26 protein-coding genes are annotated in these 25310 nt (G+C 55.1%); 14 read left to right on the top strand and 12 right to left on the bottom strand.

What is annotated here, in order from left to right:
* Nucleotides 1–22: 22 nt before the first annotated feature.
* The 3 genes from F3J29_RS01545 to F3J29_RS01555 form a co-directional block, all read right to left on the bottom strand.
* Nucleotides 23–754, bottom strand: a complete 732-nt coding sequence (locus tag F3J29_RS01545) for a LytR/AlgR family response regulator transcription factor (RefSeq protein WP_166862468.1) — start codon at nucleotides 752–754, stop codon at nucleotides 23–25.
* On the bottom strand, nucleotides 751–2454 hold the full coding sequence (locus F3J29_RS01550; protein WP_166862470.1) for a LytS/YhcK type 5TM receptor domain-containing protein: 1704 nt from the start codon (nucleotides 2452–2454) through the stop codon (nucleotides 751–753). Before F3J29_RS01550 ends, F3J29_RS01545 begins: the two co-directional genes overlap by 4 nt.
* Nucleotides 2455–2988: 534 nt before the next feature.
* Nucleotides 2989–4230: a DUF1479 domain-containing protein gene (locus F3J29_RS01555; RefSeq protein WP_166862472.1), complete on the bottom strand. Its 1242-nt coding sequence runs from the start codon at nucleotides 4228–4230 to the stop codon at nucleotides 2989–2991.
* A gap of 241 nt (nucleotides 4231–4471) precedes the next feature.
* Here F3J29_RS01555 and alaC point away from each other — a divergent pair, with 241 nt between their 5' ends.
* Nucleotides 4472–5710 (top strand): alanine transaminase, encoded by a 1239-nt coding sequence (alaC, locus tag F3J29_RS01560; RefSeq protein ID WP_154188715.1) that lies wholly within the window; start codon nucleotides 4472–4474, stop codon nucleotides 5708–5710.
* Nucleotides 5711–5769: 59 nt separating this feature from the next.
* On the opposite strand, the gene ypdK is transcribed toward alaC, so the two are convergent.
* Nucleotides 5770–5925, bottom strand: a complete 156-nt coding sequence (ypdK, locus tag F3J29_RS22635; RefSeq protein ID WP_205246623.1) for a membrane protein YpdK — start codon at nucleotides 5923–5925, stop codon at nucleotides 5770–5772.
* 248 nt (nucleotides 5926–6173) lie between these two features.
* On the opposite strand from ypdK, the gene F3J29_RS01570 reads away from it, so the two are divergent.
* The 4 genes from F3J29_RS01570 to F3J29_RS01585 all read left to right on the top strand — a co-directional run bounded on the left by F3J29_RS01570 (nucleotide 6174) and on the right by F3J29_RS01585 (nucleotide 9294).
* Nucleotides 6174–6524, top strand: a complete 351-nt coding sequence (locus tag F3J29_RS01570; RefSeq protein WP_166862474.1) for a cupin domain-containing protein — start codon at nucleotides 6174–6176, stop codon at nucleotides 6522–6524.
* Nucleotides 6525–6627: 103 nt separating this feature from the next.
* Entirely contained in the window at nucleotides 6628–6810 is a 183-nt protein-coding gene (locus tag F3J29_RS01575) for a hypothetical protein (RefSeq protein WP_502706543.1), read from the top strand.
* A gap of 2 nt (nucleotides 6811–6812) precedes the next feature.
* Complete coding sequence (locus tag F3J29_RS01580; protein WP_166862476.1) at nucleotides 6813–7577, top strand: LamB/YcsF family protein; 765 nt, start codon at nucleotides 6813–6815, stop codon at nucleotides 7575–7577.
* Between the two features lie 235 nt (nucleotides 7578–7812).
* Complete coding sequence (locus F3J29_RS01585) at nucleotides 7813–9294, top strand: APC family permease (protein WP_166862478.1); 1482 nt, start codon at nucleotides 7813–7815, stop codon at nucleotides 9292–9294.
* Between the two features lie 51 nt (nucleotides 9295–9345).
* Here F3J29_RS01585 and F3J29_RS01590 read toward each other — a convergent pair whose 3' ends face one another.
* Both F3J29_RS01590 and F3J29_RS01595 read right to left on the bottom strand, forming a co-directional pair.
* The gene (locus F3J29_RS01590; RefSeq protein WP_166862480.1) at nucleotides 9346–10053 is read right to left on the bottom strand and encodes a cache domain-containing protein; all 708 of its coding nucleotides are present in this window, start codon (nucleotides 10051–10053) and stop codon (nucleotides 9346–9348) included.
* 27 nt (nucleotides 10054–10080) lie between these two features.
* Nucleotides 10081–10800, bottom strand: coding sequence for a FadR/GntR family transcriptional regulator (locus tag F3J29_RS01595; RefSeq protein WP_166862482.1), 720 nt, complete (start codon nucleotides 10798–10800; stop codon nucleotides 10081–10083).
* A 236-nt stretch (nucleotides 10801–11036) separates the two neighbouring features.
* On the opposite strand from F3J29_RS01595, the gene F3J29_RS01600 reads away from it, so the two are divergent.
* From F3J29_RS01600 to F3J29_RS01620, 5 genes are all read left to right on the top strand, one after another.
* Nucleotides 11037–12464 (top strand): gamma-aminobutyraldehyde dehydrogenase, encoded by a 1428-nt coding sequence (locus F3J29_RS01600; RefSeq protein ID WP_166862484.1) that lies wholly within the window; start codon nucleotides 11037–11039, stop codon nucleotides 12462–12464.
* An 11-nt stretch (nucleotides 12465–12475) separates the two neighbouring features.
* Nucleotides 12476–12949, top strand: coding sequence for an ester cyclase (locus F3J29_RS01605; protein ID WP_008459641.1), 474 nt, complete (start codon nucleotides 12476–12478; stop codon nucleotides 12947–12949).
* Nucleotides 12950–13113: 164 nt separating this feature from the next.
* On the top strand, nucleotides 13114–15018 hold the full coding sequence (locus F3J29_RS01610; protein WP_166862486.1) for an NAD(P)-binding protein: 1905 nt from the start codon (nucleotides 13114–13116) through the stop codon (nucleotides 15016–15018).
* 7 nt (nucleotides 15019–15025) lie between these two features.
* Nucleotides 15026–16228, top strand: a complete 1203-nt coding sequence (locus tag F3J29_RS01615; protein WP_166862488.1) for a cytochrome c — start codon at nucleotides 15026–15028, stop codon at nucleotides 16226–16228.
* A 113-nt stretch (nucleotides 16229–16341) separates the two neighbouring features.
* A complete protein-coding gene (locus F3J29_RS01620) occupies nucleotides 16342–17040 on the top strand; it encodes an RluA family pseudouridine synthase (protein WP_166862490.1) in 699 nt (232 codons plus the stop codon).
* A gap of 24 nt (nucleotides 17041–17064) precedes the next feature.
* Here F3J29_RS01620 and F3J29_RS01625 read toward each other — a convergent pair whose 3' ends face one another.
* The 4 genes from F3J29_RS01625 to F3J29_RS01640 all read right to left on the bottom strand — a co-directional run bounded on the left by F3J29_RS01625 (nucleotide 17065) and on the right by F3J29_RS01640 (nucleotide 20453).
* Complete coding sequence (locus F3J29_RS01625; RefSeq protein ID WP_166862491.1) at nucleotides 17065–17310, bottom strand: DUF2543 family protein; 246 nt, start codon at nucleotides 17308–17310, stop codon at nucleotides 17065–17067.
* Nucleotides 17311–17372: 62 nt separating this feature from the next.
* Nucleotides 17373–18236: an efflux RND transporter periplasmic adaptor subunit gene (locus F3J29_RS01630; protein ID WP_166862493.1), complete on the bottom strand. Its 864-nt coding sequence runs from the start codon at nucleotides 18234–18236 to the stop codon at nucleotides 17373–17375.
* Nucleotides 18233–18448: a DUF1656 domain-containing protein gene (locus tag F3J29_RS01635; RefSeq protein WP_166862495.1), complete on the bottom strand. Its 216-nt coding sequence runs from the start codon at nucleotides 18446–18448 to the stop codon at nucleotides 18233–18235. Before F3J29_RS01635 ends, F3J29_RS01630 begins: the two co-directional genes overlap by 4 nt.
* On the bottom strand, nucleotides 18438–20453 hold the full coding sequence (locus F3J29_RS01640; protein WP_166862497.1) for an FUSC family protein: 2016 nt from the start codon (nucleotides 20451–20453) through the stop codon (nucleotides 18438–18440). Before F3J29_RS01640 ends, F3J29_RS01635 begins: the two co-directional genes overlap by 11 nt.
* 78 nt (nucleotides 20454–20531) lie before the next feature.
* On the opposite strand from F3J29_RS01640, the gene F3J29_RS01645 reads away from it, so the two are divergent.
* Nucleotides 20532–21326, top strand: a complete 795-nt coding sequence (locus F3J29_RS01645; protein WP_166862499.1) for an AraC family transcriptional regulator — start codon at nucleotides 20532–20534, stop codon at nucleotides 21324–21326.
* A 44-nt stretch (nucleotides 21327–21370) separates the two neighbouring features.
* Here F3J29_RS01645 and F3J29_RS01650 read toward each other — a convergent pair whose 3' ends face one another.
* A complete protein-coding gene (locus F3J29_RS01650; protein WP_166862501.1) occupies nucleotides 21371–22246 on the bottom strand; it encodes an NAD(P)-dependent oxidoreductase in 876 nt (291 codons plus the stop codon).
* Nucleotides 22247–22487: 241 nt separating this feature from the next.
* Between F3J29_RS01650 and F3J29_RS01655 the strand changes: the two genes are divergently transcribed.
* The 3 genes from F3J29_RS01655 (at nucleotide 22488) to F3J29_RS01665 (ending at nucleotide 24590) form a co-directional block, all read left to right on the top strand.
* On the top strand, nucleotides 22488–22715 hold the full coding sequence (locus tag F3J29_RS01655; RefSeq protein ID WP_166862503.1) for a hypothetical protein: 228 nt from the start codon (nucleotides 22488–22490) through the stop codon (nucleotides 22713–22715).
* Nucleotides 22716–22837: 122 nt separating this feature from the next.
* Nucleotides 22838–23887, top strand: coding sequence for an NAD(P)/FAD-dependent oxidoreductase (locus tag F3J29_RS01660; protein WP_166862505.1), 1050 nt, complete (start codon nucleotides 22838–22840; stop codon nucleotides 23885–23887).
* 259 nt (nucleotides 23888–24146) lie between these two features.
* Nucleotides 24147–24590 (top strand): NUDIX hydrolase, encoded by a 444-nt coding sequence (locus F3J29_RS01665; protein ID WP_166862507.1) that lies wholly within the window; start codon nucleotides 24147–24149, stop codon nucleotides 24588–24590.
* Between the two features lie 44 nt (nucleotides 24591–24634).
* On the opposite strand, the gene F3J29_RS01670 is transcribed toward F3J29_RS01665, so the two are convergent.
* Nucleotides 24635–25174 carry a DUF2058 domain-containing protein gene (locus tag F3J29_RS01670; protein ID WP_166862509.1) on the bottom strand — a complete coding sequence of 180 codons (540 nt, stop codon included), beginning with the start codon at nucleotides 25172–25174 and terminating at the stop codon, nucleotides 24635–24637.
* Nucleotides 25175–25310: the final 136 nt, after the last annotated feature.

Below are 25310 nucleotides of genomic sequence, written 5' to 3' on the forward strand. Positions count from 1 at the left end.
TGCGCCCGCCAGCTTCCCTTCTCTACAGGCGCATCAGCTGCCTGAACTCTTTCACCTTGCTGCGGCTAACCGGTACCTGAAAGTCCAGGTCACGCAGGCGTAGAATATAGGTATTGTTAAACCACGGCTCTATTTCACGGATTTTGCTCAGGTTCACCACATAAGAGCGGTGGCAGCGGAAGAAGTGGCTTTCCGGCAGGCGGCTGCAAAATTCGGTGATATTCATCGGCATGACGTAAGATTCGCGGCGCGTATAGACGAAAGTCATCTTCTCGTGAGCTTCGGCATAATAAATATCGTTGATGTCGGTAACGATAATTCGCTCGTCTTTGATCAGGTTTATCGTCGTGGCGTCGCGATTTTCATGGCTGGCGGCAGGCTGCGAGGTTTGCTGCTGATAGGCCGCCTCGAGTTTTTGCAGCATGCCAATAATGCGTGATTCCTGATACGGCTTCAGAATGTAGTCAAACGCTTCCAGCTCAAAGGCTTCCACCGCATGCTCTTTCCAGGCGGTAATAAACACGATGAACGGCCTGTGGGCAAATTTACTGATGTTCTGCGCCAGCAGCACGCCGTCCAGCGACGGAATATTGATGTCGAGGAAAATGGCGTCAACTTCGTGATGCTGCAAATACTTCAGCACGTCCATGCCATCGTCGAAAGAGGCGACGATCTCCATTCCGCTGTGGTTTTTAATGAGCCAGCTCAGCTCCTGCTGCGCCAGAAACTCATCTTCTACGATAATGACCTTCATGCTTCTCTCCCTTCCAGTGGGCGGGGCGCGGCGGTGGGGACATAGCGCGGCACGTAAAAGGCAATTTCTGTTCCGGGCTCCAGGCGGCGGATGATTAGCCCTTCGCCGTAGAGCAACTGCACGCGGTGATGCACGTTCAGCAGGCCAATTTTATTCCCCGGCATTTCGTTATTCTCCACGCGTTCGACCACTTTTGGGTCGATCCCGTGGCCGGTATCGCGCACGGCAATGCGCACCCGGTTGCCGCTCTCTTCAATACTTATCGTCACCACGCCTTTACCTTTACAGGGCTGAATGCCGTGCACAATGGCATTTTCCACCAGCGGCTGGATAAGCAGGCTGGGAATGCGGCAGTTGACCTCTTCATCAATGTTATAAATCACCGTCAGCTTGTCGCCAAAGCGCGCCTGCTCAATGGCAATGTAATCCTTGATTTGATACAGCTCTTTGCGGATATCAATTTGCTCGTCGTCGTTCAGCTCGATGTTATAGCGCAGGTAGCGTGACAGGTTGACGATAAGCTGGCGCGCAGTGTCCGGATTCATACGGATTGAAGAGGATATCGCATTCAGCGCGTTGAACAGGAAATGCGGGTTTATCTTGCTTTGCAGCGCTCTGAGTTCGGCTTTGTTAGCCATTTCGCGCAATTGTTCCGCGCGGGAAACTTCGAGCTGGGTAGAAATAATCTGCGACAGGCCAACGGCCATTTCCTGCAGCGTGGAGGTGATCTGGTGGGCATGGCGGTAATAGATTTTCAGCGTGCCGGTCACCACGCCTTTTTCCCACAGCGGGATGATGATTAAGGAGTGAATTTCCGGGGTTCGCCAGGCTTCGTCATCGTTGCGAATGATGATACGCCCCTCTTTCAGCGCCTGCCGGGTGCGCGGGCTGAAAGCCTGGTCGTTCTCGTGGTAGTTGTTTTCCCCCAGCCCGACATAGGCCAGCACTTTTTCGGTATCGGTAATGGCCACCGCATCCGCATCGATATCGTGGCGAATAATCTGGCAAACCTGGCGCAGAGACTCACTGTTAACCTTGCGGAACAGCGGCAGCGTTTTGTTGGCGATATCCAGCGCAAGCTTGGCCTGGCGGGCGGCGCTGGCCTCTTTCTCGCCCTCGACGCTTTGTACCAGCAGGATAATAAAGCCTATTGATACCGAGCCGAGGATCATCGGCACGCCGATTTTGGACACGATATCGAGGCCGAGCGCGGTGTTCGGCGCCCAGAGCACCACCAGAATCATGGTCATTGTTTCACAGAGCATGCCGCCGATGATACCGACTCGCCAGTGCTTCTCTTTGGGCACCTTGCGGTTGATCCAGCCGGAGATTATCCCGGCCAGGATGCTGGTGATAAAGCAGGGGATAGCGGTGATACCGCCGATATCAATCAGGTAGCGGTGCGTCCCGGCGATAAGCCCGGTAATAATCCCCACCCAGGGGCCAAACAGGATCCCGCCGGACATCACCGCGATAATACGCACGTTGACCAGCGAGCCTTCAACCGGCACGCCTGACCAGGTACTGAACAACGCAAACATTGAGAAGATAGCGGTGACCGCCAGCAATTCTTTAGGCGTATGGGCGTTTTTGTGCAGCAATTCGCGGAACAGGCGAATACGAATCAGGAAGAAAAGGCAAATAAGCATCAGCGCCGCGCGATCGAACACCGCCAGCAGCATAGTAAAAATTTCGTGCACGGGTCACTCGCGTGGCTCAGAAGGGAAGCCTCAATGATAAGGAAATTTACCGGGGGTTTCCAGTTGAGGACACCCCTCACCCCGGCCCTCTCCCCAGGGGAGCGAGGGAGAAAATACCAGGTCAGAACAAAACACAATATATTCCCTCTGCTTTCCAGGGAGAGGATTAGGGTGAGGGTGAGGGTAAAAAACCGGAAGCCATTCTGCAGGTTAAGTCAGGCCAGGAAATACAGCGAGGCTCGGTTCCGGCTTAAATCGCCTGCGTTTTCTCTCCGACTGGCCAGGGGCCGGACGTCGGGAACGCATCTCAGCCGACCCAGGACTGGGAGATAAAACGGCGGTCTGCCGCTCACGCGGACGATTTATTTGGCCGGGAGTCCGGGTTCTCAGGGGAATGACGGTGACTCCCCTGAGACGTTCACTGACTCTGTGATGACATATAAAACAGGGCTGGAAGTGAACGGAATATTATCCAGGCCTGCATAAGCGCCGATATTTATGACTAAGTGACAACTCTGGCAGCGTGAGGGTCAATCACTTCCCACCAAGCTGTTCTTTTCCGGCAGGCGTCAAATCCTGCGCGGTTGCGCGGCCAATAAAATCAACCTCAAAATCATCGGCGGCGAAATCCGGCGGCGTCTTGCCCTCTACAAACGCTTCCCACTGGCGAGGCAGGTATTCTGCATTCTTCTCGCACCACGGCGCGGCCGCGATGTACATCACGTTGCTATCGAACTCACCGAAGTGCTCGTTCTCGACGGCATGAATCACATCGCAGTGCCAGAAAACGGTATCGCCCGGCTCCATATCGGGAATTGAGGAAATCCCAGTCAGTAAAAGGGGATGCCACTCTTTGTTAATGGATAATGCTCTGCCTGGCTTAGCTTCGCACAATGATTCTTCTGGCACATCGTCCTGCAGCGCACGAAGCAGGATCCAGGCCATGGCGTTAGCCACCGGTAGCAAATTCAGCGTGCCGCCGTGTTTGCGCTGGGGCGTTAGCGCCGTCCAGCCCTGGAAGGTACGGAACATCGAACAGACCGCAGGGGATGGGAACTCCCTCACTTCCGTTCGGCCTTCGGCGGCAAACGGATCGTAATCTTTCCAGTTGCCGGAAAAGACGTGGCGATAAACGTGGCGGAAGTTCTCGTCTAGCCAGCGCTCAACCGAGCCGCCGTCAACGTGTGGCGAAAGCCCCAGCGAGCTTGACCGGGGCGGGCGGCGGCGAGTGCGGTCCGCGTAGGAAACAACGCGATTGGGATCGAAGTGTTGCCTGCCGTGACTTTCCGTTTGCCACAGATTATTGAGAAACACCTGCACCGCTTTCATACGCTCATGCTGGCGGGCTTCGGTTTGCGGCTTAGACCAGTAAATGCCGTAAATTTGCGGCTTACTGTCGGCAAGCGTGCCGAAATAGTTGTCTTCTGCCGCATTTTTCAGGCGTTCGACAAAATGATTTCGTGCCAGATAATGGCCGATCTCTTCATTCCAGCCACGAGCTTGTTCCTGCGGGAAAACGCCCCGGATCGTGCAGCAGCCGCGCTGGCGGATCAGCGCTTTTTGTTGCTCGCTCACGCGGCCCTGAAGAATATCCTCGGCGTCGAGCTGCGGAACAGGGTTCTCGCCGCGCGCCATTTCAGCGCGGATCGTCTCGATCTGCTGGCGAATATTGATTTCAAGCTCGGCAAATACCGATTGATAGTGGGGCAGATCGCGGCGCAGCTGTTGTTTTATCTCGCGGATAGCTTTCGGCAGATCGTTAATGTCCAGGTGCATAGGTGGCTTCCTCTGGCAGAGAGTAGGTTACTGAGTTGTTGCTACCTGGTTAATGTATGCCTGAATAATTGAATGAAATAGAGATGTATTTCATTCGAAACTTCCTATTTTGTGTCACGGAAAAAATATTTTCATTTCCCCCTCGACAGGCGATTTTTATTCAGGCTATTTTCAAAACAGGCCACATCGCGTGGCAGCGTCGCTCGGACGGTCCGGGCGCTCACGTTACTCTGAGGAATTTATGGCTGACTCCAGTCCAAAACGTCGTTTTTCGCGTATCGATCGCTTGCCCCCTTACGTTTTTAACATCACTGCCGAGCTGAAAATGGCTGCGCGACGCCGCGGCGAAGACATTATTGATTTCAGCATGGGCAACCCGGACGGGGCGACACCGCCGCACATCGTCGAAAAACTTTGCACCGTGGCGCAGCGTGAAGACACGCACGGGTACTCCACTTCTCGAGGCATTCCCCGTCTGCGCCGCGCCATTTCTCGCTGGTACAAAGATCGCTATGACGTGGATATCGACCCGGAAAGCGAAGCCATTGTGACTATTGGCTCGAAGGAAGGGCTGGCACACCTGATGCTGGCGACGCTGGATCACGGGGATACCGTGCTGGTGCCGAACCCAAGCTACCCGATTCATATTTACGGGGCGGTGATCGCCGGGGCGCAGGTTCGCTCCGTGCCGCTGGTGGAAGGCGTGGACTTCTTTGCCGAGCTGGAGCGAGCCATTCGCGAAAGTTATCCGAAACCGAAGATGATGATCCTCGGCTTCCCGTCTAACCCAACCGCCCAGTGCGTGGAGCTGGAGTTTTTCGAGAAGGTTGTGGCGCTGGCGAAGCAGTACGACGTGCTGGTGATTCATGACCTGGCTTACGCCGATATTGTGTATGACGGCTGGAAAGCGCCTTCCATTATGGAAGTGCCCGGCGCGCGCGACGTGGCCGTTGAGTTTTTCACGCTGTCAAAAAGCTACAACATGGCGGGCTGGCGCATCGGTTTTATGGTGGGCAACCAGGAGCTGGTCAGCGCGCTGGCGCGTATTAAGAGCTACCACGACTACGGCACCTTTACGCCGCTGCAGGTGGCCGCGATTGCCGCCCTTGAAGGCGATCAGCAGTGCGTGCGCGATATCGCAGAGCAATACAAACGCCGTCGGGACGTACTGGTGAAAGGGTTACACGAAGCGGGCTGGATGGTGGAATGCCCGAAAGCGTCCATGTACGTCTGGGCAAAAATTCCCGAACAGTACGCGGCGATGGGCTCGCTGGAGTTCGCCAAGAAGCTGCTGCAGGAAGCGAAAGTCTGCGTTTCACCGGGGATTGGCTTCGGCGACTACGGCGACACTCACGTTCGTTTCGCGCTGATTGAAAACCGGGATCGTATCCGCCAGGCCGTGCGCGGTATTAAGGCGATGTTCAGGGCTGACGGGCTGTTGCCGCCGCTGCCGAAAAATGCCGCAGAAAACGCCGAATAATGAAACGAAAACAGGAGCCCTTTGGCTCCTGTTCTTTTTGCGCTGCTGTTTGTGAAGGCTTATTCAACCATCAGGAAGAAGGTACCGGCCCACAACACAACAATCACAGAAATACCCATCAGAAAATATTTCACTTCACATCGCTCCGCGCTGACGCGCATCTCAACAGGTACATAATAAGCTGAAGCCGCAAAACGCTTTTGTCGCCGCTTCATCTGGTATTCGGAGGTAAAACCTTACCCGGACGGCGCTAATGTACTCCCAAATTAAAAATGAAAACAAGTGTCTCAAAATTGTGACAGTTGTCTGTTTTTTGAACTTTAATTGGGTGTGGGTGATACCTTATTTACTTCATTAAAAACATTAGGATATATCGATTTTTTTAGTGATATTTTTCATCTAAAAATAAGTATTTTTGCTTACCCTAAAATTTATAAATTTTTATCGTTAAAAGGGAGAGATCGTGATCGTTTCAAAAGAAAATGCGGAACACTATCTTTGGGGCGGAGATTGTGATGGATGGCACCTGTTAAAAGATTCTGCACTAAGCGTGATTCATGAACGTATGCCGGCGGCGCGGGCGGAGCTTAGGCACTACCATTCAGCGGCTCAACAATTCTTTTTTGTGTTATCCGGGGAATTGACGATGGAGCTGGAAGGAGAGTCTTACGTGGTGCCGGCGGGCAGGGGCATTCCGATCCCGCCGCAGGCAAAACATCAGGCCCGTAATGATTCAGATAAAGAGGTTGAGTTTCTGGTTATCTCTCAGCCCACAACGCGAGGCGACAGGATCAATTTGCCAGTAACGAATTAAATCGCTTTTCAGCGTTTTGATGCAGTTCAGGCGGCGGTTAAGCAGGTATCTTTGCACTCTCAGCAAATCGCCAGGGCGAACTTATTCGCCGTCCCAGGCGGGGATGCCACTGCCGCGCCAGCCTGGCGCGCAGGCGGTACACGAACTGCCTGCGGCGATCCGTAACGATTATTTGCAGGCTTTTGGCTCAGCGATTCATTCCGTGTTTATAATTTCGGCGGGCGTTATGGTGTTGGGCTTCGTCCTGGCGCTGTTGATAAAAAATAAGCCGCTGCGTAAAGGCTGACTATGAAAAAAAATATCGATTTAAACAGTGATTTAGGTGAAAGCTTCGGCCAGTGGACAATGGGGGATGACGCCGCGATCCTGCGAATTGTCAGCAGCGCCAACGTGGCCTGCGGTTTTCACGCCGGGTCGCCTGCGGGCATACTCGAAACGCTACGCGCCGCAAAAGTGCAGGGCGTTGCCGTGGGCGCGCACGTGGCGTATCCGGATCTCGTCGGGTTTGGGCGGCGCAATATGGATATTGCCAGCGACGAACTGACGGCGGACGTCATTTACCAGATCGGCGCGTTGCAGGGGCTGGCTCAGGCAGTGGAAACGCGTGTTCAGTATGTGAAACCGCATGGGGCGTTGTATAACACTATCGCGCATGACAGGCGCCAGGCCGATGCGGTGCTGGATGCCATTCTGGCGTTTGATGCCTCTTTGCCGCTGGTGGTGCTGGCAGGCTCACCGCTGCTGACGTGGGCGCAGCAAAAAGGCGTGACTACCGTCAGCGAAGCCTTTGCCGATCGGGCCTATCACTCCGATGGTTCGCTGGTGTCAAGACGTGAACCCGGTGCTGTGCTGCACGATGCCGGGCAGGTTGCCGCGCGTATGCTGCAGCTGATTACCGAGGGCGGCGTGGCGTCAGTCGAAGGTGTATTTACCCCCATCCTGGCCGACTCCATTTGCGTTCATGGCGATAGCGCGGGGGCGCTTGCTATGGCGCAGGCAATCCGCAACCTGTTTATCTCTCAGGGAATCGGCGTGCAGGCTTTTGCCAGATAAACGCGCTTTGCGCTGCAGGCGGAGTGCTGGGTGACCGGTGCCCCGCGAACACCGTGGCTGACGCTTTTCCCACCTCTGAGATGGCTTTCATCCCTGTTTCTTTTGCTTTCTGAATTTAACAATACAATAACATTATATCTAACAAAATTGTGACAAAGCACAATATACATATAACTTAATATGTTTTATAAAATGTAGCCATTGCCTGCAACTATGCCCCTAAAGAGAAAGACATATGGAACAGACATCTGCTACAAAAAGTACCGATCCCCAGCCGGAGAAGGGCCAGCAGTTCAACCGCTCCATCGGCCTGGTATCGAACTTTGCGCTTGGTTTTACCTACCTCTCACCGTTGACCGCGGTGTACTCCCTGTTTGCGCTGGCGATAACCCTCGCCGGGCCGCCAGCCATCTGGTGGATCCTGATTGCCGCCTGCGGGCAGCTGCTGGTTGCCTTAGTGTTTGGCGAGGTGGCTTCGCAATATCCCATTACCGGCGGGCTGTATCCGTGGGCCAGAAGGCTGTGGGGGAAGAAATACGCGTGGATTGCCGCGTGGATTTACCTCTGGGCGCTGGTGGTGACTATTACGTCTATCGTGGAATACACCTCGACCTTCGTGGCCTCGCTTTTCCATTACGGCGACACGCCGTTTGCGATGCTGCTCACTTCCGTGGTGCTGCTCACCATCATGATGGGCGTCAACATGTCCGGGACGAAAAACCTGGCGAGAGTTGCTAGATTCGGCTTCTGGTGCGAAATCATCAGCGTCATTGCCCTCGGCATTTACCTGCTGATTTTCCACCGCAATCAGCCTTTCTCCGTGGTGTTTGACGCCATGGGCGCGCTGGCGAAAGACGGCAGCTACGGCACGGCCTTTATGTCGGCCTCGCTAATGGGTCTGTTTATGTTTTTCGGCTTCGAAGCCTGCGGCAACGTGGCGGAAGAGGTGAAAAACCCGGGGCGTAAAATCCCGGTGGCGATGATCCTTAGCATTGTCTTCGGGGCGATCTCAGCGGTGATCTCTATCCTCGGTTACCTGCTTTCCTCCCCGGATCTGATGAACATCGTGAACGGCAAAATAGCCGATCCGATCCCGGCGATACTGAATGATGCGCTGGGCGAAAAGGGCGCCACGTTGTTTATTGTGATTGCGATTGTGGCGATGCTCTCCTGTATCCTGTCGCTGCAGGCCGCGCTGAGTCGCCTGATCTTCTCGTTCTCTCGCGACAAAATGCTACCGGGCAGCGAGTGGATGGCAAAGATCTCGAAGCATAGCGTGCCGGACAATGCGATGTTGGTAAGCTGCCTGCTGCCGATGGTGATTTGCGTCTGGGTATATTTCCAGCCGGATAACCTTGCCCGGATCACCGCGTTTGCCGTGATAGGGATTTACGTCTCCTTCCAGATGGTGATCCTGGCCGCGCTGCGCCAGCGCCTCAAGGGCTGGAAGCCTGCGGGAGAATGGACGCTGGGATCATGGGGCATGCTGGTGAACGTGCTGGCGCTGGCCTACGGTATCGGCGGGATCTGGCTGCTGGCCCAGCCTGCGGACAGCGCAACCTTTATCGACCGCTGGACGGTGCTGATTGGCCTGGCGCTGGTTATCGGCTCGGGGCTGATTTATATGTCTATTGCCAGACCGTTTGGCCACTCCGATGCGCCTGAGAATGACGCCATAGAATACGCCAAACGGCTAAATCTCTCTCGCGAATATTAATCCAGGGCCCTCGGGCCCTTTTTTTCCACTTTGTCCGCAACGTTAAGGGCCTTATGGCCCTTTTTTAATCAGCTCATATAACGTGCAGTATTCTGTGTTATAGACTTCAGCCGCCTCAGCGGTATTCAATAATTCACCGACGCGGTATTTAGGATAAGTAGAGAAAATAATCCGCTTATCTAAATTAGTCAGCATAACTTTGTGGTTATTGAACAGCGGAAGTAATTCTTCCTCTACTTCGCTGACCAGCACATCAATTGCCGCCACGCCGATGAAACGCTGGTGCAAATAAACCGGCATCGCTGACGTTAAGGTATAAGACGTATTACAGACGTAATCGACATAAGGGCCGTGAATATATGCCTGGCCATTTTCCTGCGCGTCTTTAAACCACTCAAAGGTTCTGAAATCCAGCCGCTGCTGGGTGGCCTGATCGAGGTCGAGATTCACCTTTTTCACGCCGTCAGCCTTTTTGTACCACCACTCCAGCAGCCAGTACTCTTTCTCTTCCGTGCTGCCTGCAATGTGGCTGGCAAAGCCGGAGCCTGAGCAGTAAGGCGTTTCGTTCAGCGTCTCTTTAATGTGTTCCTGGATAGCTCTTTTTACCGCGGGATCCAGGAGCAATTTATGATCGTCGCCGTGAAACGCGGTCAGCGTGGACTCAACCTGCCCGGCAAGCGCAATGGTTGCCTGGATGGTGGTGGTAATGATGTCGTCGATTTTACGGGTAAAAGGGATGAGGCTTGCAGGTACATTCATGGCGATGCCCGTGTTGTTGTGTCAGTTTTATTTATATTTTAATTTGCTTTCAATGAGATAGAAGGTGAAGGTGTCGATGAGTTGCGTGGCTAACCGCACCGCCTCCTGCTCGTGATGGGTTTCCAGCGCGGCGATCAATTCGGTGTAAACATCAATCACTTCCCGATGAATGGCTTCATCGCGATAAAGAATGGCCACCAGTGAAGCCCATTCCGCCTGCAGCAGCAGTTCCTGGTTGGCAAGCCTGGCTGACTGGGAGCTGGCGGAAAGTGCCAGCAGGCAACGCATATCCGCCTGAGTTTTTAGCTCCGGCGTGCCGGCAGATTTCAGCGCTTCAACAAATTCCCGCAGCCGGGTGATATCCGCGCCGGTCATGCGCCTGGAGGCCAGCTTTGCGCTATGGCTAATGATGGCGCAATGCATTTCGCCGAGGTCAGAAATATAGTCGGAGCTGATGGCTTTAAAAGGGTGAAGTGGCGTCTGAAATTCGCCGCTATTTTCGCAAACAAAGCTGCCGCCATTTCTCCCACGAATGGTGTGGATTAAATTATTGGCCCGCAGCGTATTTAAGGCTTCGCGTATTGTTATGTGGGAAACGCCCATCATTTTGGCAAGGTCAGCCTCATTTGGAAGCTGCTCATTTGCCTCAAGCAAACCAGTAATAATTGCATTTGAAAGCCGCTGCACAATTTGATCGGATCGACTTGCCTGTCCTATAGGTGCGAATATTACTGCATGAGTAATCATAGTGCTCTCTGATTAAAATTCCCTGAATCAACGGTTATTGATAGCACAGCCCGGGCCTTTAAGAAAGGCATCGACGGGCTACCAGAAACGGCGGTTTTCACCGCTTTCCCGGCATTGCAATGTAAAAATGTTGTTAAATTGTGGGGTTGATCATGTTGCTATCAAGCGCAGATTGAAAAGTCGCCACTCAAAAGATATTACATAATATTGTTTATATTTAACTTTAGGAGAAGGCGATGCAAACCCTGAAGCATTTTATCAACGGGCACTATGTGGCGGGCCAGCCAGCCACATTGTTTGACCTGGTCAGCCCGGTCAACGGCGAGGTTTATGCGCAATCCCCTGACGGCGGCGCGGAAGAAGTTAACCTGGCTTACGCGGCGGCAAAAGCGGCGTTCTCGGAATGGAAACATTCCCTGCCGTCCGAGCGGCAGCGTGCCTTGCTGAAACTTGCCGATGAAATTGAACGTAATGCCGCGCGGATTGTGGAGGTGCAAAGTCAGGAAACGGGGCAGCTTAAACACTTTATCGAGCGCGATGAAATCGCGGCGTCCTGCGACGCTATCCGCTTCTTTGCCGGGGCGGCCCGTTGCCTTGAGGGAAAAGCTTCCGGGGAATATGCCGCCGGGTTTACCTCAACCATTCGCCGTGAACCGCTGGGCATTGTCGGGCAGGTAACGCCGTGGAACTACCCATTCATGATGGCGGTATGGAAAATCGCTCCGGCGCTTGCGGCGGGCAACACCGTGGTGCTGAAACCGAGCGATACGACGCCTATCAGTACGCTGATTCTGGCCGAAATTGCGGCACCTTTGTTCCCTCAGGGCGCCTTCAACGTGGTACTGGGCAAAGCGGGGACGGGCTCGCTGGTGGTATCCAACCCGGAAGCCTCGCTGGTGTCGATCACCGGTTCCGTTCGCGCCGGGCTGCAGGTTGCCGCCTCTGCTGCCGCCAACCTGACCAAAGCGCACCTCGAATTAGGTGGCAAAGCGCCGGTGGTGGTGTTTGCCGATGCGGACATGAACAAAGCGGTCGAGGTGATAACCGCTGCCGGTTTCTCTAATGCCGGGCAGGATTGCACCGCTGCCACGCGTATCATCGTTGAAGCCTCCGCCTACGACGCTTTCCTTGAAAAGCTGATTCAGAAAACCAAATCAATCACCTTCGGCGAGCCGGACGATCGCGAGGCTTTGTATGGCGCCCTCAACAGCCGCAACCAGCTGGAGCAGGTGACGGGCTTTATTGAACGGCTTCCTGCCCATGCAAAAATTGAAACCGGCGGCAAAAAGGGCGCGGGTCCCGGCTTCTACTTTGAGCCGACGATCGTTTCCGGGCTGAAGCAGCGCGATGAGGCCATCCAGCATGAAGTTTTTGGCCCGGTGATGACTATCCAGTCCTTCAGCAGCGAAGAAGAAGCGCTCAGCAGAGCCAACGACGTAGAGTATGGTCTGGCGGCAAGCGTCTGGACCAGCAGCCACAGCCGGGCGCAGCGCTTTAGCACCCGTCTCGATTTCGGCACCGTGTGGATCAACAACCACATCCCGCTGTGCGCGGAAATGCCCCACGGCGGGTTTAAAAAGTCCGGCTACGGCAAAGACCTCTCGTCTTACTCCCTCGACGAATACACCCGCATCAAACACATCATGTGCGACATCACTGAATAAGGATCCCTGCGATGAAAAGAGTTAATGCTGTTGCGCTGTCGCTGTTTTTCTTTTCAACCCTGGCACTGGCCGAAAGCGCTCCGCTTTCCGTCGTGAAAAATTATATGGCCGCGTGGAATGCCCACCAGGCCGGGCAGGCGGCCCAGTATCTTGCCAGCGACATGGTTTATTACGACGCCGCCGTCGGCACACCGGTTGAAGGGAAAGAAAAAGCCGAGAAAGAGGTGATTGGCGCGTTTATTAAAGCGGTGCCGGATCTGCACTGGCAGATGACCAGCGAGCCGGTTTATAACCACGACACCATCGCTTTCCGCTGGACGTTCACCGGCACCAACAGCGGCGAGTGGGGCGGCAGCCCGGCAACCAACAACCCGATCAAATTTGAAGGCGTGAGCTTTATCAAAGTCAGCCACGGCAAAATTACCTGGCAGGGCGATTACTACGACTCGAAGAAACTCGACGAAGAGCTCAAACCTCGGCAATAGCCCGCAGCACGTCGCTTACTGGTCGTTACCCGCGGGCGGCGCACCGGCAACCCGTTACCAGAAAAGACACTATAGTTAACAGGCTTATCGCGTAGCGAAGCGGCAGTGAGTTTGTTATCATTTAGTGAATAATATGTCTAACAGACTGATAAAAAAGGTTATCTATGTCTATTACCCGACGTGACTTTCTTAACGGGATGGCAATTGCAATTGTCTCTGGTTTAACGCCTCTGGAACTGGTGAGGGCAAACGGCAAAGCACCCGGCAGCGCCGTGATAAATGCAGATTACTACCCGCCGGGGCTAACGGGTCTGCGCGGCAACCACCCTGGCTCGTTCGAAATGGCGCACGCCCTTGGCCGCGAGCACGAAAAATTCGACTTCGGTAAGCTGCCGGTAGAAGAAGAGTACGACCTGGTGATTGTCGGCGGCGGGATCAGCGGCCTGGCGGCGGCCTGCTTCTGGCGCGAAAAAATGGGGAAGGAGGCCAAAATCCTGATCTTCGACAACCACGACGACTTCGGCGGTCACGCCAAGCGTAACCAGTTCAACGTCGGCGGTAAAACCCTGCTCGGTTACGGCGGCAGCGAGTCATTCCAGTCGCCGAACAGCAACTTCAGCCCGGTGGTTCACGGCCTGATGGATTCTCTGGGCGTCAGCATCACGCGAATGAAAAGCAGCTTTGACGCCACTTTCTACCCGGACCAGAACCTGAGCCGCGGCGTGTTCTTCGACAAAAAGAACTTCGGTGAAACCAAAATCGTTAGCGGCGACCCCGGTCGCGCGGTGTCGGACGATATTCCGCCGGACAGGCTCAATGGCCGCAGCATCGAAGCCTTTATCAATGACTTCCCGCTGAGCGAGGCAGACCGCAAGGCGCTGCTGGATCTGCACGTCAACCCTGCCGATTACCTGCCAGGCATGACGGTCGAGCAGAAAAGCGAATGGCTGGATACCCACAGCTATCATGAATTCCTTGAGAAGAAAGTCGGCTTAAGCAAAATGGCGCTGATGTATTTCCAGCAGCGTACCAACGACTTCTTCGCCATCGGCATTGAAGGCGTGAGCTGCAGCGACGCGCGCGCCTGCGCGCTGCCGGGCATGGAGGCGATGAATTTACCGCCGCTGGACGGCGAAGCGCTGGCCGACCTCGAAGAGCCATACACCTACCACTTCCCGGATGGCAACGCCGGGCTGACGCGCCTGATGGTGCGCAAACTGATTCCTGACGCGCTGCCGGGCAGTACGATGGAAGATTCCGTCACCGCAAGGCTGCACTACGAGCTGCTGGACAGGCCGGAAAACGGTACCCGCATTCGCCTCAACAGCAGCGTGATTAACGCCGCCAATGCCGATAACGGCGTGGTGGTGCGCTATATCAACAATCAGAGCGGCAAGCTGCATTGCGTGAAGAGCCGCAACGCCATCATGGCGGGCTACAACATGATGATCCCGTACATCGTGCCGGAGGCGCCGGAGCAGCAGAAAGAAGATCTGCGCCTCAACGTCAAAGCGCCGCTGGTCTACACCAACGTGGTGGTCAACAACTGGCGTGCTTTCAAAAACACCGGCGTGCATGAATTCTATTCCCCGGCAGCGCCGTACAGCCGCGTGAAGCTAGATTACCCGGTCAGCATGGGCGATTACCATCACCCGCAGACGCCGGACGACCCGATGTGTATCCACATGGTGTATGTGCCGACTTATCCGGGCAGCAACATGTCTCCGCGCGAGCAGTTCCGCCGGGGCCGTGCATTCCTGCTGGGTTCTACCTTTGAAGCCCACGAGCAGATGATCCGCTCTCAGCTGCAGGAGATGCTAGGCCACACCGGCTTTGACCACGAGCGCGATATTGCGGCCATCACGGTCAACCGCTGGGCGCATGGCTACGCCTACTACGCAAACTCGCTCAGCGATGATATGGAAAAGATGCCGGAAATTATCAACCGTGCCCGCCAGCCGATAGGCCGCATCACGATTGCTAACTCTGACTCAGACTGGAGCGCTTACGCTCACGCGGCTATCGACCAGGCATGGCGCGCAGTCAACGAACTTGTGGCGATGGGGTAACCAGAAAATGAAACGTATTTTAGCGGCTATCTCGATCCTCTTTTCTGCCAGCGGCTACGCTGCCGTATCGCAAGGTGAGTATGTGGCGCGCGCGTCAGACTGCGTCGCCTGCCACACCGTAGACGGCGGCCAGGCGATGGCCGGAGGCAAAAAGTTTTCCACGCCGGTGGGGGATATCTACGCCACCAACATCACGCCGGACAAAACCCACGGCATTGGCAATTACAGCTACGAAGATTTCGAGAAGGCGGTTCGCCAGGGGATAGCCAAAGATGGCCACGCCCTTTACCCGGCGATGCCTTATCCTTCCTACGCCAAAATGACCGATGAAGACGTGAAGGCGCTGTACGACTACTTTATGCAGGACGTTGCCCCGGCGGCGACCGCCAATAAAGAGAATGATATTCCGCTGCTGCTGTCGGCCCGCTGGCCGCTGCGCGTCTGGAACGGCCTGTTCGTGGATGACGTGAAATCCGGCGGCGTGGTGGTTGAAGCCCGCGGAGATAACGCGGAGAAAATCAAACGCGGGGCTTATCTGGTGCAGGGGCCGGGCCACTGCGGCGCCTGCCATACGCCGCGCGGCATGGCGATGCAGGAGAAAGGCTACGATGATTCCAGCCCGGAATTCCTGAGCGGGGCGATGATCGACGGCTGGTATGCGCCTTCCCTGCGCGGCATGAATATGTCCATCCAGGAAGTGAAAGACTTGCTGAGCAAAGGCCGCAGCCAGCATCACGCTATTGCTGGGCCAATGGGGGAAGTGGTCACCCAAAGTACCCAGTACCTGACGGATGCCGACCTGGAAGCTATCGCGCTGTATATCGCCAACTTCAAGCCGCAAAACCCAACGGCGACGCCGGTGAATGCTGCCGTGGTTTCTCAACCGTCCGACGGTAAAACCCTCTACATGCGCTACTGTTCCACCTGCCACAGCCCGGACGGGAAGGGCACGGACTTTAACGTGCCGTCGCTGGTGGGCAACTCGGCGGTAATGGCGAAAGATCCGTCCTCGCTTATCCGCGTGATTGCCGACGGGGCGCACACGCCGCAAACCCAGGGCACTATTCCGTTCATGATGCCAGGCTACAAAGGCGTGCTGTCGGACAAAGAGATGACTGACGTGGTGAACTACGTGCGCGGCTCCTGGGGCAACGGCGCGCCGGCCGCAACGGCAGAGGAAGTGAAAAATATTACCGGCGAGGACAAATAGTTCAGCCAGATAAGTTTAAACAGGGGCCTTAATGGCCCCTTTTGCGGGGCTAAATTAGCCTGGCTTCGTGAAATTCGCTATCATCCGGCTCCATTCTCTAGCCGGGCAGCCCAATGTCTACGATTATTGATACGTTTATTGCCCCGCCTTGTTTTGATGAGATAGAAATTCTTTATCAGGACGAGCATCTGGCGTTGATCAATAAACCTTCCGGCTTGCTCAGCCTTTCAGGGAAAAACCCGCAGAATCTTGACTCGGTGCACCATCGGCTGGTGAAGATATTCCCCGGCTGCACGCTGGTGCATCGCCTGGATTTCGGCACGTCCGGGCTGATGGTGATTGCGCTGAATAAGGCAGTCAATGCGTTGCTTTGCCAGCAGTTCAGCCAGCGTTCTGTTGCCAAGGTGTATACCGCGCTGCTTTGCGGGCATCTTGAAAAAGAGGAAGGAGTGATCGACGCGGCGATTGCCAAAGATCCGGCGCTGTTTCCGCTGATGTCGATTTGCGCCGTCAGCGGCAAGCCCGCCCGCTCTCGTTACAAGGTGATTGAGCGGTTTTATCGTGAGCTGGAGAATGGCGCGCAGCTACCGTTAACGAGGGTGCAATTTGCGCCGGAAACCGGGCGAACTCACCAGCTACGCATCCATGCACACTATCTGGGCCACCCGATCCTGGGCTGCGATCTGTATGGCGGGCTGGCGTTGCCGGGCACGGAACGAGCGCCGCGGCTGATGCTGCATGCCAGCGAACTGCATTTTGTTCACCCCGTCAGCGGCGAACCGGTGGCTGCCAGATGCGGCAGCCCGTTCTGACGGGGAAATGTATCGCGGCAGAAATTACTCGTTGCCCCACTGATTCAGAAACTCAGCGATTTCGTCAATCCGCTGTTCGGCAAGGCCAGCCTCAACGGCCATTTCGCCCTGCGCTTCTTCGCTGATTTCCTCGTTGTTCATTAAGCGGGTAATCAGCAGCTGGAAATAGCGCGCCACGGCATCACGCTCATCCTCGGCAACGGGCTTTGCCGCTTCCGTCGAGTACTCGTCCGCGATGTCGTAATATTTCAGGTCGATTTCGTTGTTCATGGTTATCTCTGGGTTTGTTAGCCTGGCCGCGATAATAGCATTGTTCAGCCAGATTCAGCGCGCTAAGGCGTGACGGAAATACTCGCGGATAAGCCAGCCACTAACTCAATGCCTGCCGGTAGCCTGTCGATATGGATGCGTACCGGTACCCGCTGCGCAAGACGCACCCAGCTAAAGGTAGGGTTAACGTCCGGCAGACCGAGGTCGCCTGTTTCATCGTTGCTGTCGCCGATACCGTGGCCGATGCTTTCCACATGGCCGGGTATCACTGCGTCGAAGCCCATCAGCGCTATCTGCGCGCGGTTCCCCACGCGGATGTGTCGCAGTTTTGTCTCCTCAAAATAACCGACAATCCAGAAGCTTTTTGCATCAATGATGGCAACTTTTGTCACGCCTGCGGTGGCGTAGTCGCCAGGGCTGAGCCTGAGATGCGTCACGTAGCCCGCCACCGGGGATTTAACGATGGAATGAGCTAAATTGAGCTGCGCAAGCTCCAGCGCCGCCAGCGCCCCCTGATAGTTGGCGACGGCCACGTTTGCCGCACTGCGGGTTTGCTGTAAATCTTCTTTAGATATTACGCTCTGAAGCTGCGTGCGCCGCGCGGCAGAATCCTGGCGCATCAGCATTTCGTGGCGCTTTACGTCAACTTCTGACCGGGCGCTGCTGACGGCGAGCTTCAGCCAGCGCGGGTCAATGGCGTAGAGAATATCGCCGCGGTTCACCCACTGGTTGTCCTTCACGGCCACGCTGCTCACCGGGCCAGAGACATCCGGCGCAATCTGCACCACGTCGGCGCGAAGCCGGCCATCCCTCGTCCAGGGTTTTTGCGATTCATGCTTCCACATCGTAAAAGCGATAAACAGAGCCGCGGCGGTGGCGAGAAGCGTCAGCGCGTAGCGGCCTGTCAGAGCCAAAAATGATTTCATACGATAAACCCCTGGGCGTTCAACCCCTGCAGCAGCAGGAATGCGGTAAAAATATAAGCAGCGAAATCAATCAGTGGCCGCCAGGGCAGGCGGCGATATACCCCGCTGAGCATCAGCCGCGAAAGCAGAAAAAGAGTGCAGAGTAACGCGACAAGCGCGATGACCAGCAGGCCGGGCAGATAAACCCCGCCAATATTTACGTCACCGATCATCGGCCGACTCCTTACCTGAAATATTCAGTGCGCAGTACAAATCTATTAGTCCGCGATTAAGCCGCCGGGTCAGCGCATTCGCCGCCGGAGAATGCGCGTTTATCAGTGCAAAAACAGTTGCCTGTATTTTTCGGAGGTCTGTTTCGCAGGCCAGCAGGCCAAGCAGCTCATGAATCTGGGCGGCGGTTTCCCGGTTGAGGTGAACCTGCAACTGCCGCAGATGCAGCGTGGCGAGGCCAGTGCGCAGGTAGTGGAGCATTTGGTTAAGGATTTGCTCTGCGGACTGTTCGCTGCGCTGCAGGCGCGGCAGCAGCAATGCCGTTCTGTCGATCATCAGGTTGGTCCAGACCACTTCATCCGGGGTGAAAGCGCCTTTGGCGCTGAGTTTGACGTCGCGGTGGCAGAGCTGAAGCAGGCGATCTATCGCCGCGTCGGCCTGTACGGTTTGCAGCAGCCCCATGCCGAACACGGCAAAGCCGATAGCAATAAATAATGCGGTGGCTGTATTGAGCGCTACAGCGAAGTCACCGCCGTAGTGGGGGCCCAGCCCGGATAAAATGGGGAGCGTGAGCGTGATGCCCATCGCCATAAACGTCGTCGGGGGGTTGGCCTGCAGCGATCCTGCCAGCAAATAGACGGGGGCCAGTGCGGCGGCCAGCACGCTGAACGTGGTGATTTGCGGCAGAATTGCAAAGCTGTAGAGCAGGCTTATCGCCACGCCGTAGAGCGAGCCAATGGCATATTTGATGAGGTGAGGCGCGGGCGTGTCGAAACTGCCAAACAGCGTACAGCAAACCCCAATTACCGATACCGCCGTGGCCCCGTCCGGCCAGGCCGAGTAAATCCACGCCAGGCATCCGGCTAACACCAGCGTGAAGGCACCCAGCGCGGTCCTGGCCGCGGACAGACCGTCGCGATGCAGCACATAGCCTTTGGCTGCCGGCTCGTTTTCCAGGGGCTGGGGTGACTGCGCTATCGTTTGATACAACTTCTCGCACTGCAGCAGTAGAGTGATGGCCTCACAAAGATAAGCGGCTAGACTCGCCTGCAGCACATCTTCTGGCTGAAGTGCCGCTGCAGCTAACATTTTCGCTAACGCTGAACTTTGTTTGTCCAGCGCTTCACCCGTGATTTCAGGTTCATCGTTCAGCCAGCTTCGGACTTCGTTCTCCAGCCGCAGCAGCCGAGGATCCAGCGCGTTTATCATCTGCCGGCGTTCGCTCAGTTCGCTATTCACCACTAGCAGGCGAGTAAGCTTATCGTGCAGTTTTTTTCTTGCCTCCCTGACAGGCACGGAAAGGGCAAAGTCAAAGGGAACATGGTGATTGAGAGTCTGTAAAAGCTGAAGCGGCAGGGCCATGTGAAGGTGTTTTGCGCCTGAAGACGGCCCGTCACTCAGCGAAGCTGCCACGGCTTGCCGCGCCGAGTGCAGCGTTTCTGAGAATTTGGCGTTAAACAGCCCGGCGATTCGCTTCGGCAAAACATAGCGGTGAACGAGGCTCGCGCAGAGTATGCCCAGCGAAATCTCCTGCACGCGGGTGATGGCCGTATCGAAAATTGAACCGGGATCGTGCAGGGCAGGAAAGCCGATCAGGCTCGCCGTGTAGCCCGCTAATACAAAGGCATAGGCGCGGGGCGTGCGCTCAAGCAGCGAGAAATAGAGGCACAGGGTAATCCAGCCGGTGAGCACCACGCTGCACAGAATCGGCATATTCACAAACGTCGTCACAATCAAAACGGTCGCTGCGGCACCGACAACCGTGCCCGCCAGGCGATAAACCCCTTTGCTTAGCGAGGAGCCGACCGTTGTTTGCGACACGATATAGACGGTGACGATGGCCCAGGAAGGCGTTCCCAGCCCGATAGACAAGGCGAGGTAATACGCCAGCATGGCAGCCGCAAAGCTTTTGGCTGCATAAAGCAGGGCGTGAGCGTCATTCAGCAGAGCGGGTGTCACACGCTTTCCCCACAAAGGGGCGAGGTGGCCGGCGTTTATTTTATTCATGGCGGCCATTATTGCCGCGTTACAGATATCGCTAAATATCCTATTCTGTCAAAAAATCCCTAAATGTTGCCAATCAGCATGAAGCCACTGCCCGCCACGAGCCTGTACGATCCCGATCCCGCGCTAAGCCCGGCGATAGCGCGCCGCCTCGATTTTGTCGATTACGGAGAAGAGGTGCCGGTTCACGTCCACCGGAAGGGGCAGCTCATTATTGCACTTTACGGGGCGGTAGTTTGCCGGGCGGAAAATGAGATATGGATAGTGCCGCCCGATTGCGGGGTCTGGATCCCCGAGGGTGTCCCCCACAGCGCGAAAGCGACCTGGAACGCGCATCTGGATTATTTGTTCGTGGCGCCCGGCGCCGTTGCGCTGCCGTCAAAATGCTGCACTTTAGCGATTTCCCCGCTGATCAAAGCCCTGGTGGGACGCTTAACCTGTGAGAGCGAGGAGTATGCCCCCGACAGCCATGCGGCGCGGCTTGCGAGAGTGACGCTCGATGAATTAGCGACGATGCCGCAGCAGAATTTCAGCTTACCCGTTTCGGCTAATCTCAAAATACGCGCAATGGCCGACGCGCTGGTCAGCCGACCCGAGGACCGCAGCACCTTAAAAGCATGGGCCAAACGGCTGGCGCTCAGTGAACGCTCCCTGGCTCGATTGATGGTACGTGAGACGGGGCTGACTTTTGGGCGGTGGCGACAGCAGCTGCATTTGATTATTGCCCTGAAGGAGCTGGCCAGCGGCGTATCTGTCCAAAACGTGGCGGCGCAGCTGGGGTACGAATCCGTGAATGCGTTTATCACCATGTTCAAAAAAACCATGGGCAGCACGCCAGCGCAGTATTTTACCGAGCGTAAAAACGGGGAGCTTTAGGCCGGGTAAGACTAAACTCCCCACTGGGGCAAGCATGTTACTCTTTAACGCAATCTGCTTCGCTTGCGGGTTACATTCCCGAGGGCTGACCAGTCTAAATCTCCGTCGCCGCCGGCGATCGCTTCGAGGTAGTTGTCCCGCATCACGCTGGCAAAGGGCATAGGGACATTTTTCTTCTCAGCGGCCTGTTGAACCAAAAGCATATCCTTGAGCCCAAGCGTTAGCTTAAAGCCTACCGGCGTGTAGCGTTCTTCAGCGACCATTGCGCCATAGCCCTTGTAGGCCGGGGCAGAGAAAAGCGTGCCTGTCAGCATAGCAATAAAATCGCTGGCATTGATGTCATGGGATTCAACCAGGGCGCAGGATTCGCCTAACGCCTCAATGGCGCTTGCCAGAACAAAATTTGTGGCCAGTTTTGCGGCGCACGCATTTTCAGGTTTATCCCCAAAACGCCACGTTTTTTGCCCCATCACATCAAAGAGCGGCTGCGCGCGATCGATTTGCTGCCCGTCGCCGGAAGCCAAAATGTTCAGGTTACCGGCGTCCGCCACTTCCACCCGACCCAATACTGGCGCATTGATGAAAAAGAGATGACGGTCAGGGCAAATTTCCGTTAATTCGCGGATTAAACTGACCGAGATGGTGGCCATATTTATCACCAGCGCACCGGGCTTCAGGGTGGTTAATACGTTTTGGCTGAACAGGACGTCACGAGTGGCATTATCATCGGCCAGCATTGAAATGACGATATCGCAGTCTGCAGCCGCTGAAGGGGCGGTGAGGACGGAAGCCCCCTCGCTGACCAATGTTTCTGCCACAGACTGGGTTCTGTTCCAGACGCTGACATCATAGCCAGCTTTGAGCAAATTACGCGCCATAGGGTGCCCCATGCCGCCCAGACCAAGAAATGCAATATTCATAATAAGCTCCGAATGAAAGTGACTATAAGACTCTCTTTAATACACTGCCCCGGGTCGCGAGTCTTTTCCACTTCGTGCCCCTATCTCAGTCCGCGAGGGGCTTTACTGTTTGAGACAAGACCAGCTATTGCCGCCTTCTGACCTTAGACATAAATATGCACACTTTTTTCAGTGACCGCTTCTGGTGTTCAAAATCTGCTCACGCTAGAGTGATTTTTTTGCGTTCTATGGCGGGTAAAAAATGAAAGTATTAAGTATCGTGGGGGCGACATTGTTAGCGACCTCATTCCATGCCTCGGCATTCGTTTCTAATTCCTCTGTTCACCCTGAACAGACGGCGAAGGTGAACAATAACGCCGCCAATGGGCATGCGATCCCTTCTGAAGCCAACTACGACATCACCAAAATCATCCCGATTGCGGGCTGCAACTGCGCCTTTTGCACCGCTTTACGCAGCGCGAATCTTTAATCTGCTGTTGTTTTCAGGCCCGGTTTATCTCGAGGGTAACGGGCCGCAATTCTGGTAGCTTGCCCGTACCCCCTAAATCTCGCATCATGGCCTGAATTTCTTACCCCCAGGAGAAGGCCGGCGTGGTCGGAAGCAAAAAAAGAATAGTTGTAGTGGGGGCCGGGATCGTCGGGGCTTCAATCGCGTGGCATTTGGCCCGTCTTGAATTTGACGTCACTCTGATTGAACAACATGAGCCTGCCTCCGGGGCGACAGGCAGCGCGTTTGGCTGGCTGACCGGTGCGGTCAGTGATGATGCGGCGGATGTGTTTCTCCGGCGAGCCGCATTTGCCGACTGGCGCAGACTGCAGGCCCAAATCCCTGACCTGCAGATTAGCTGGAGTGGTTCGTTGAAATACGACGCAGCCCCTCAGGCCTGTTTGCCGGGCGAACGCCTGGTCGACAGGTCTGAAATAGCCAGCCTTGAACCTGCGATGGTATGTCCTCCCCCGGAAGCCCGCTATGCAGCAAAAGACGGAACCGTGGATGCCGCCGAGGCGACGCGTGCCATACTGGAACACGCCTGTAGGATGGGCGTCGTCCTGCACAAGCAAACGACCGTGACGGCTATCTGCACCACCGAAGGTAAAGTCACAGGCGTTCAGACCAGTCAGGGGCAATGGGAGGCGGATTGTGTGGTGCTGGCCTGCGGAGCAGGTATTCCCGCGCTGGCTCAGCGGATGGGAACTCACGTCCCCGTTCTGACATCCCCCGCTATATTGCTGCGGTTTGCCGTCCCTCAACGGGTAGTCAACACGCTCATCGCCGGGAACGAGATAGAAGTCAGGCATGCCCACAACGGAGATCTCCTGGCCGCCGAGGATTATCCGGAAAGCGGCCAGGTGACAGAAACCGTGAGTGCCGCTCAGGCCTCAGTCAGAAAGCATCTCCGGGGGGCAGAATCGGCTTCTTTGATGCATTACTCGGTGGGAGAGCGCCCTGTGCCTCAGGATGGGCATCCAGTGCTTGGTTTTACTGACGAGAGCCGGGGAGTGTATGTCGCCGTTATGCATCCGGCGGTGACCTGCGCGGCGACAATAGGACGACTGGTTGCTGAAGAAATACGCGACGGCAGGCACGAAGAGATTCCTGCAAGCTATCGTCCTGCTCGCTTCAAACATCAGGTTTTGTAGTCAATTTTAAAACGACCGGGTGCGGATCTGCCTCTTTGATTCCGTCCGGCAGTGCTTTCCCCCGCTTTAGCAGAAAGAAGTATTCAGTCAGCAGACCGCCGTAACAGTAAAATCAATGGATATAAAAATATGTAAGGGCGAGGGGAACGGGACGGTTTCCGGCTAACTGCCTCATTTCTGATATTATATTGCCGTAAATCTATGCACGATTCTAAGTCCACTTTCACATAATGATGAATAACCTGTATCAGGGGGTTTTGTGCGTATTCGACCATCCTCTCGCTGGATAGTTATTTCCCCAGAAAATCATGTCTTGCTGTTTAATTTCTGCCATACAGAGGATGCTTTGCGTGGAAAATCATACTGGGCAACGCCGGGCGGAGGGCTTGAACACGGTGAATCATATGAACAGGCCGCTTTGCGAGAACTCTTTGAGGAAACGGGGTTAACAAGAACCACGGCAGGACAGCAGATAGCAGCCAGAGACTTCGAAATGATGCTGCCCAGCGGTGAAACGGTTCTTGCGGCAGAGCGTTTCTTTACCCTTCATGTGGATAAATCAGATATTGACCGTGCGAGGTGGACTGACAACGAAAAGAAAGTCATTCGGGAGCACCGCTGGTGGACAACGGAAGAACTCAGACAGACCAGTGAAATAATCTTCCCGCTTGATTTGATCCTCAATATGATTGAAAAAAATTAACCAGGCGGCCCGGCAAAACCAGGCTGCCTTAACGCAATGAATCGTTACCACATCAAATCATCAGGCACCACGAAGTCCGCGTACGGATCGTCTTCGTCTTTGTCTTCCGGAGCCAGGTCGCTGCTCAGCACGATAAAGCTGGCGTCGCGCTGTTTAATTTTATCGGCAACGCCTGCGGGAATAATGGCGTATTCGCCTTCAGGATTTTTATCTGAAATCAGGCGGGCGATGGCCAGGCGGCCTTTAATCAACTGAGTCTGGGTTACTTTATCGACGTAGACTTTTTTAATTAAGTTATTGTCCGTGAAGTTATAGCCGATATCACCCTTCGAAATAACAATGCGGTTCATTTCGATCAACTGCTTGATCTGCGCTTTATATTCTTTGGCTAAAGTGGCCTGCTTTTGCTGTTCGCTGAGTTCTTTATCGCGCTCAACCTGAGCCTGTTTGTTGGCTTCCACGGCTTCCCGAGCTTCACGAGCCTGCACGCGTGATTTCTTCGCAGTGCGCTGCACTTTGGCCACTTTTTTGCTGCTGACCAGGCCTGCTTTGAGCATCTGCTCTTGTAACGTAAGTTTTGTCATGTTCTTTTCGACGGCTGAGGGATCGTTGCAGGGATTATATCCTTAATGCTTCCGGTGATTCCATGCTGTGGATATGCAAAGCTCACTGCATTGATAGCATCAGGTATTTTTAATGGCGAGTTTGAAAGAAAGGCAG

The organism is Enterobacter sp. Cy-643 (assembly GCF_011752815.1).
GTDB lineage: Bacteria > Pseudomonadota > Gammaproteobacteria > Enterobacterales > Enterobacteriaceae > Cedecea.

What these genes read in the sequence shown, in the direction of transcription:
- F3J29_RS01545 (WP_166862468.1), bottom strand. Translation starts at nt 754, where the DNA reads ATGAAGGTCATTATCGTAGAAGATGAGTTTCTGGCGCAGCAGGAGCTG.
- F3J29_RS01555 (WP_166862472.1), bottom strand. Translation starts at nt 4,230, where the DNA reads ATGCACCTGGACATTAACGATCTGCCGAAAGCTATCCGCGAGATAAAA.
- alaC (WP_154188715.1), top strand. Translation starts at nt 4,472, where the DNA reads ATGGCTGACTCCAGTCCAAAACGTCGTTTTTCGCGTATCGATCGCTTG.
- ypdK (WP_205246623.1), bottom strand. Translation starts at nt 5,925, where the DNA reads ATGAAGCGGCGACAAAAGCGTTTTGCGGCTTCAGCTTATTATGTACCT.
- F3J29_RS01575 (WP_502706543.1), top strand. Translation starts at nt 6,628, where the DNA reads ATGCCACTGCCGCGCCAGCCTGGCGCGCAGGCGGTACACGAACTGCCT.
- F3J29_RS01580 (WP_166862476.1), top strand. Translation starts at nt 6,813, where the DNA reads ATGAAAAAAAATATCGATTTAAACAGTGATTTAGGTGAAAGCTTCGGC.
- F3J29_RS01585 (WP_166862478.1), top strand. Translation starts at nt 7,813, where the DNA reads ATGGAACAGACATCTGCTACAAAAAGTACCGATCCCCAGCCGGAGAAG.
- F3J29_RS01590 (WP_166862480.1), bottom strand. Translation starts at nt 10,053, where the DNA reads ATGAATGTACCTGCAAGCCTCATCCCTTTTACCCGTAAAATCGACGAC.
- F3J29_RS01595 (WP_166862482.1), bottom strand. Translation starts at nt 10,800, where the DNA reads ATGATTACTCATGCAGTAATATTCGCACCTATAGGACAGGCAAGTCGA.
- F3J29_RS01600 (WP_166862484.1), top strand. Translation starts at nt 11,037, where the DNA reads ATGCAAACCCTGAAGCATTTTATCAACGGGCACTATGTGGCGGGCCAG.
- F3J29_RS01605 (WP_008459641.1), top strand. Translation starts at nt 12,476, where the DNA reads ATGAAAAGAGTTAATGCTGTTGCGCTGTCGCTGTTTTTCTTTTCAACC.
- F3J29_RS01610 (WP_166862486.1), top strand. Translation starts at nt 13,114, where the DNA reads ATGTCTATTACCCGACGTGACTTTCTTAACGGGATGGCAATTGCAATT.
- F3J29_RS01615 (WP_166862488.1), top strand. Translation starts at nt 15,026, where the DNA reads ATGAAACGTATTTTAGCGGCTATCTCGATCCTCTTTTCTGCCAGCGGC.
- F3J29_RS01620 (WP_166862490.1), top strand. Translation starts at nt 16,342, where the DNA reads ATGTCTACGATTATTGATACGTTTATTGCCCCGCCTTGTTTTGATGAG.
- F3J29_RS01625 (WP_166862491.1), bottom strand. Translation starts at nt 17,310, where the DNA reads ATGAACAACGAAATCGACCTGAAATATTACGACATCGCGGACGAGTAC.
- F3J29_RS01630 (WP_166862493.1), bottom strand. Translation starts at nt 18,236, where the DNA reads ATGAAATCATTTTTGGCTCTGACAGGCCGCTACGCGCTGACGCTTCTC.
- F3J29_RS01635 (WP_166862495.1), bottom strand. Translation starts at nt 18,448, where the DNA reads ATGATCGGTGACGTAAATATTGGCGGGGTTTATCTGCCCGGCCTGCTG.
- F3J29_RS01640 (WP_166862497.1), bottom strand. Translation starts at nt 20,453, where the DNA reads ATGAATAAAATAAACGCCGGCCACCTCGCCCCTTTGTGGGGAAAGCGT.
- F3J29_RS01645 (WP_166862499.1), top strand. Translation starts at nt 20,532, where the DNA reads ATGAAGCCACTGCCCGCCACGAGCCTGTACGATCCCGATCCCGCGCTA.
- F3J29_RS01650 (WP_166862501.1), bottom strand. Translation starts at nt 22,246, where the DNA reads ATGAATATTGCATTTCTTGGTCTGGGCGGCATGGGGCACCCTATGGCG.
- F3J29_RS01655 (WP_166862503.1), top strand. Translation starts at nt 22,488, where the DNA reads ATGAAAGTATTAAGTATCGTGGGGGCGACATTGTTAGCGACCTCATTC.
- F3J29_RS01670 (WP_166862509.1), bottom strand. Translation starts at nt 25,174, where the DNA reads ATGACAAAACTTACGTTACAAGAGCAGATGCTCAAAGCAGGCCTGGTC.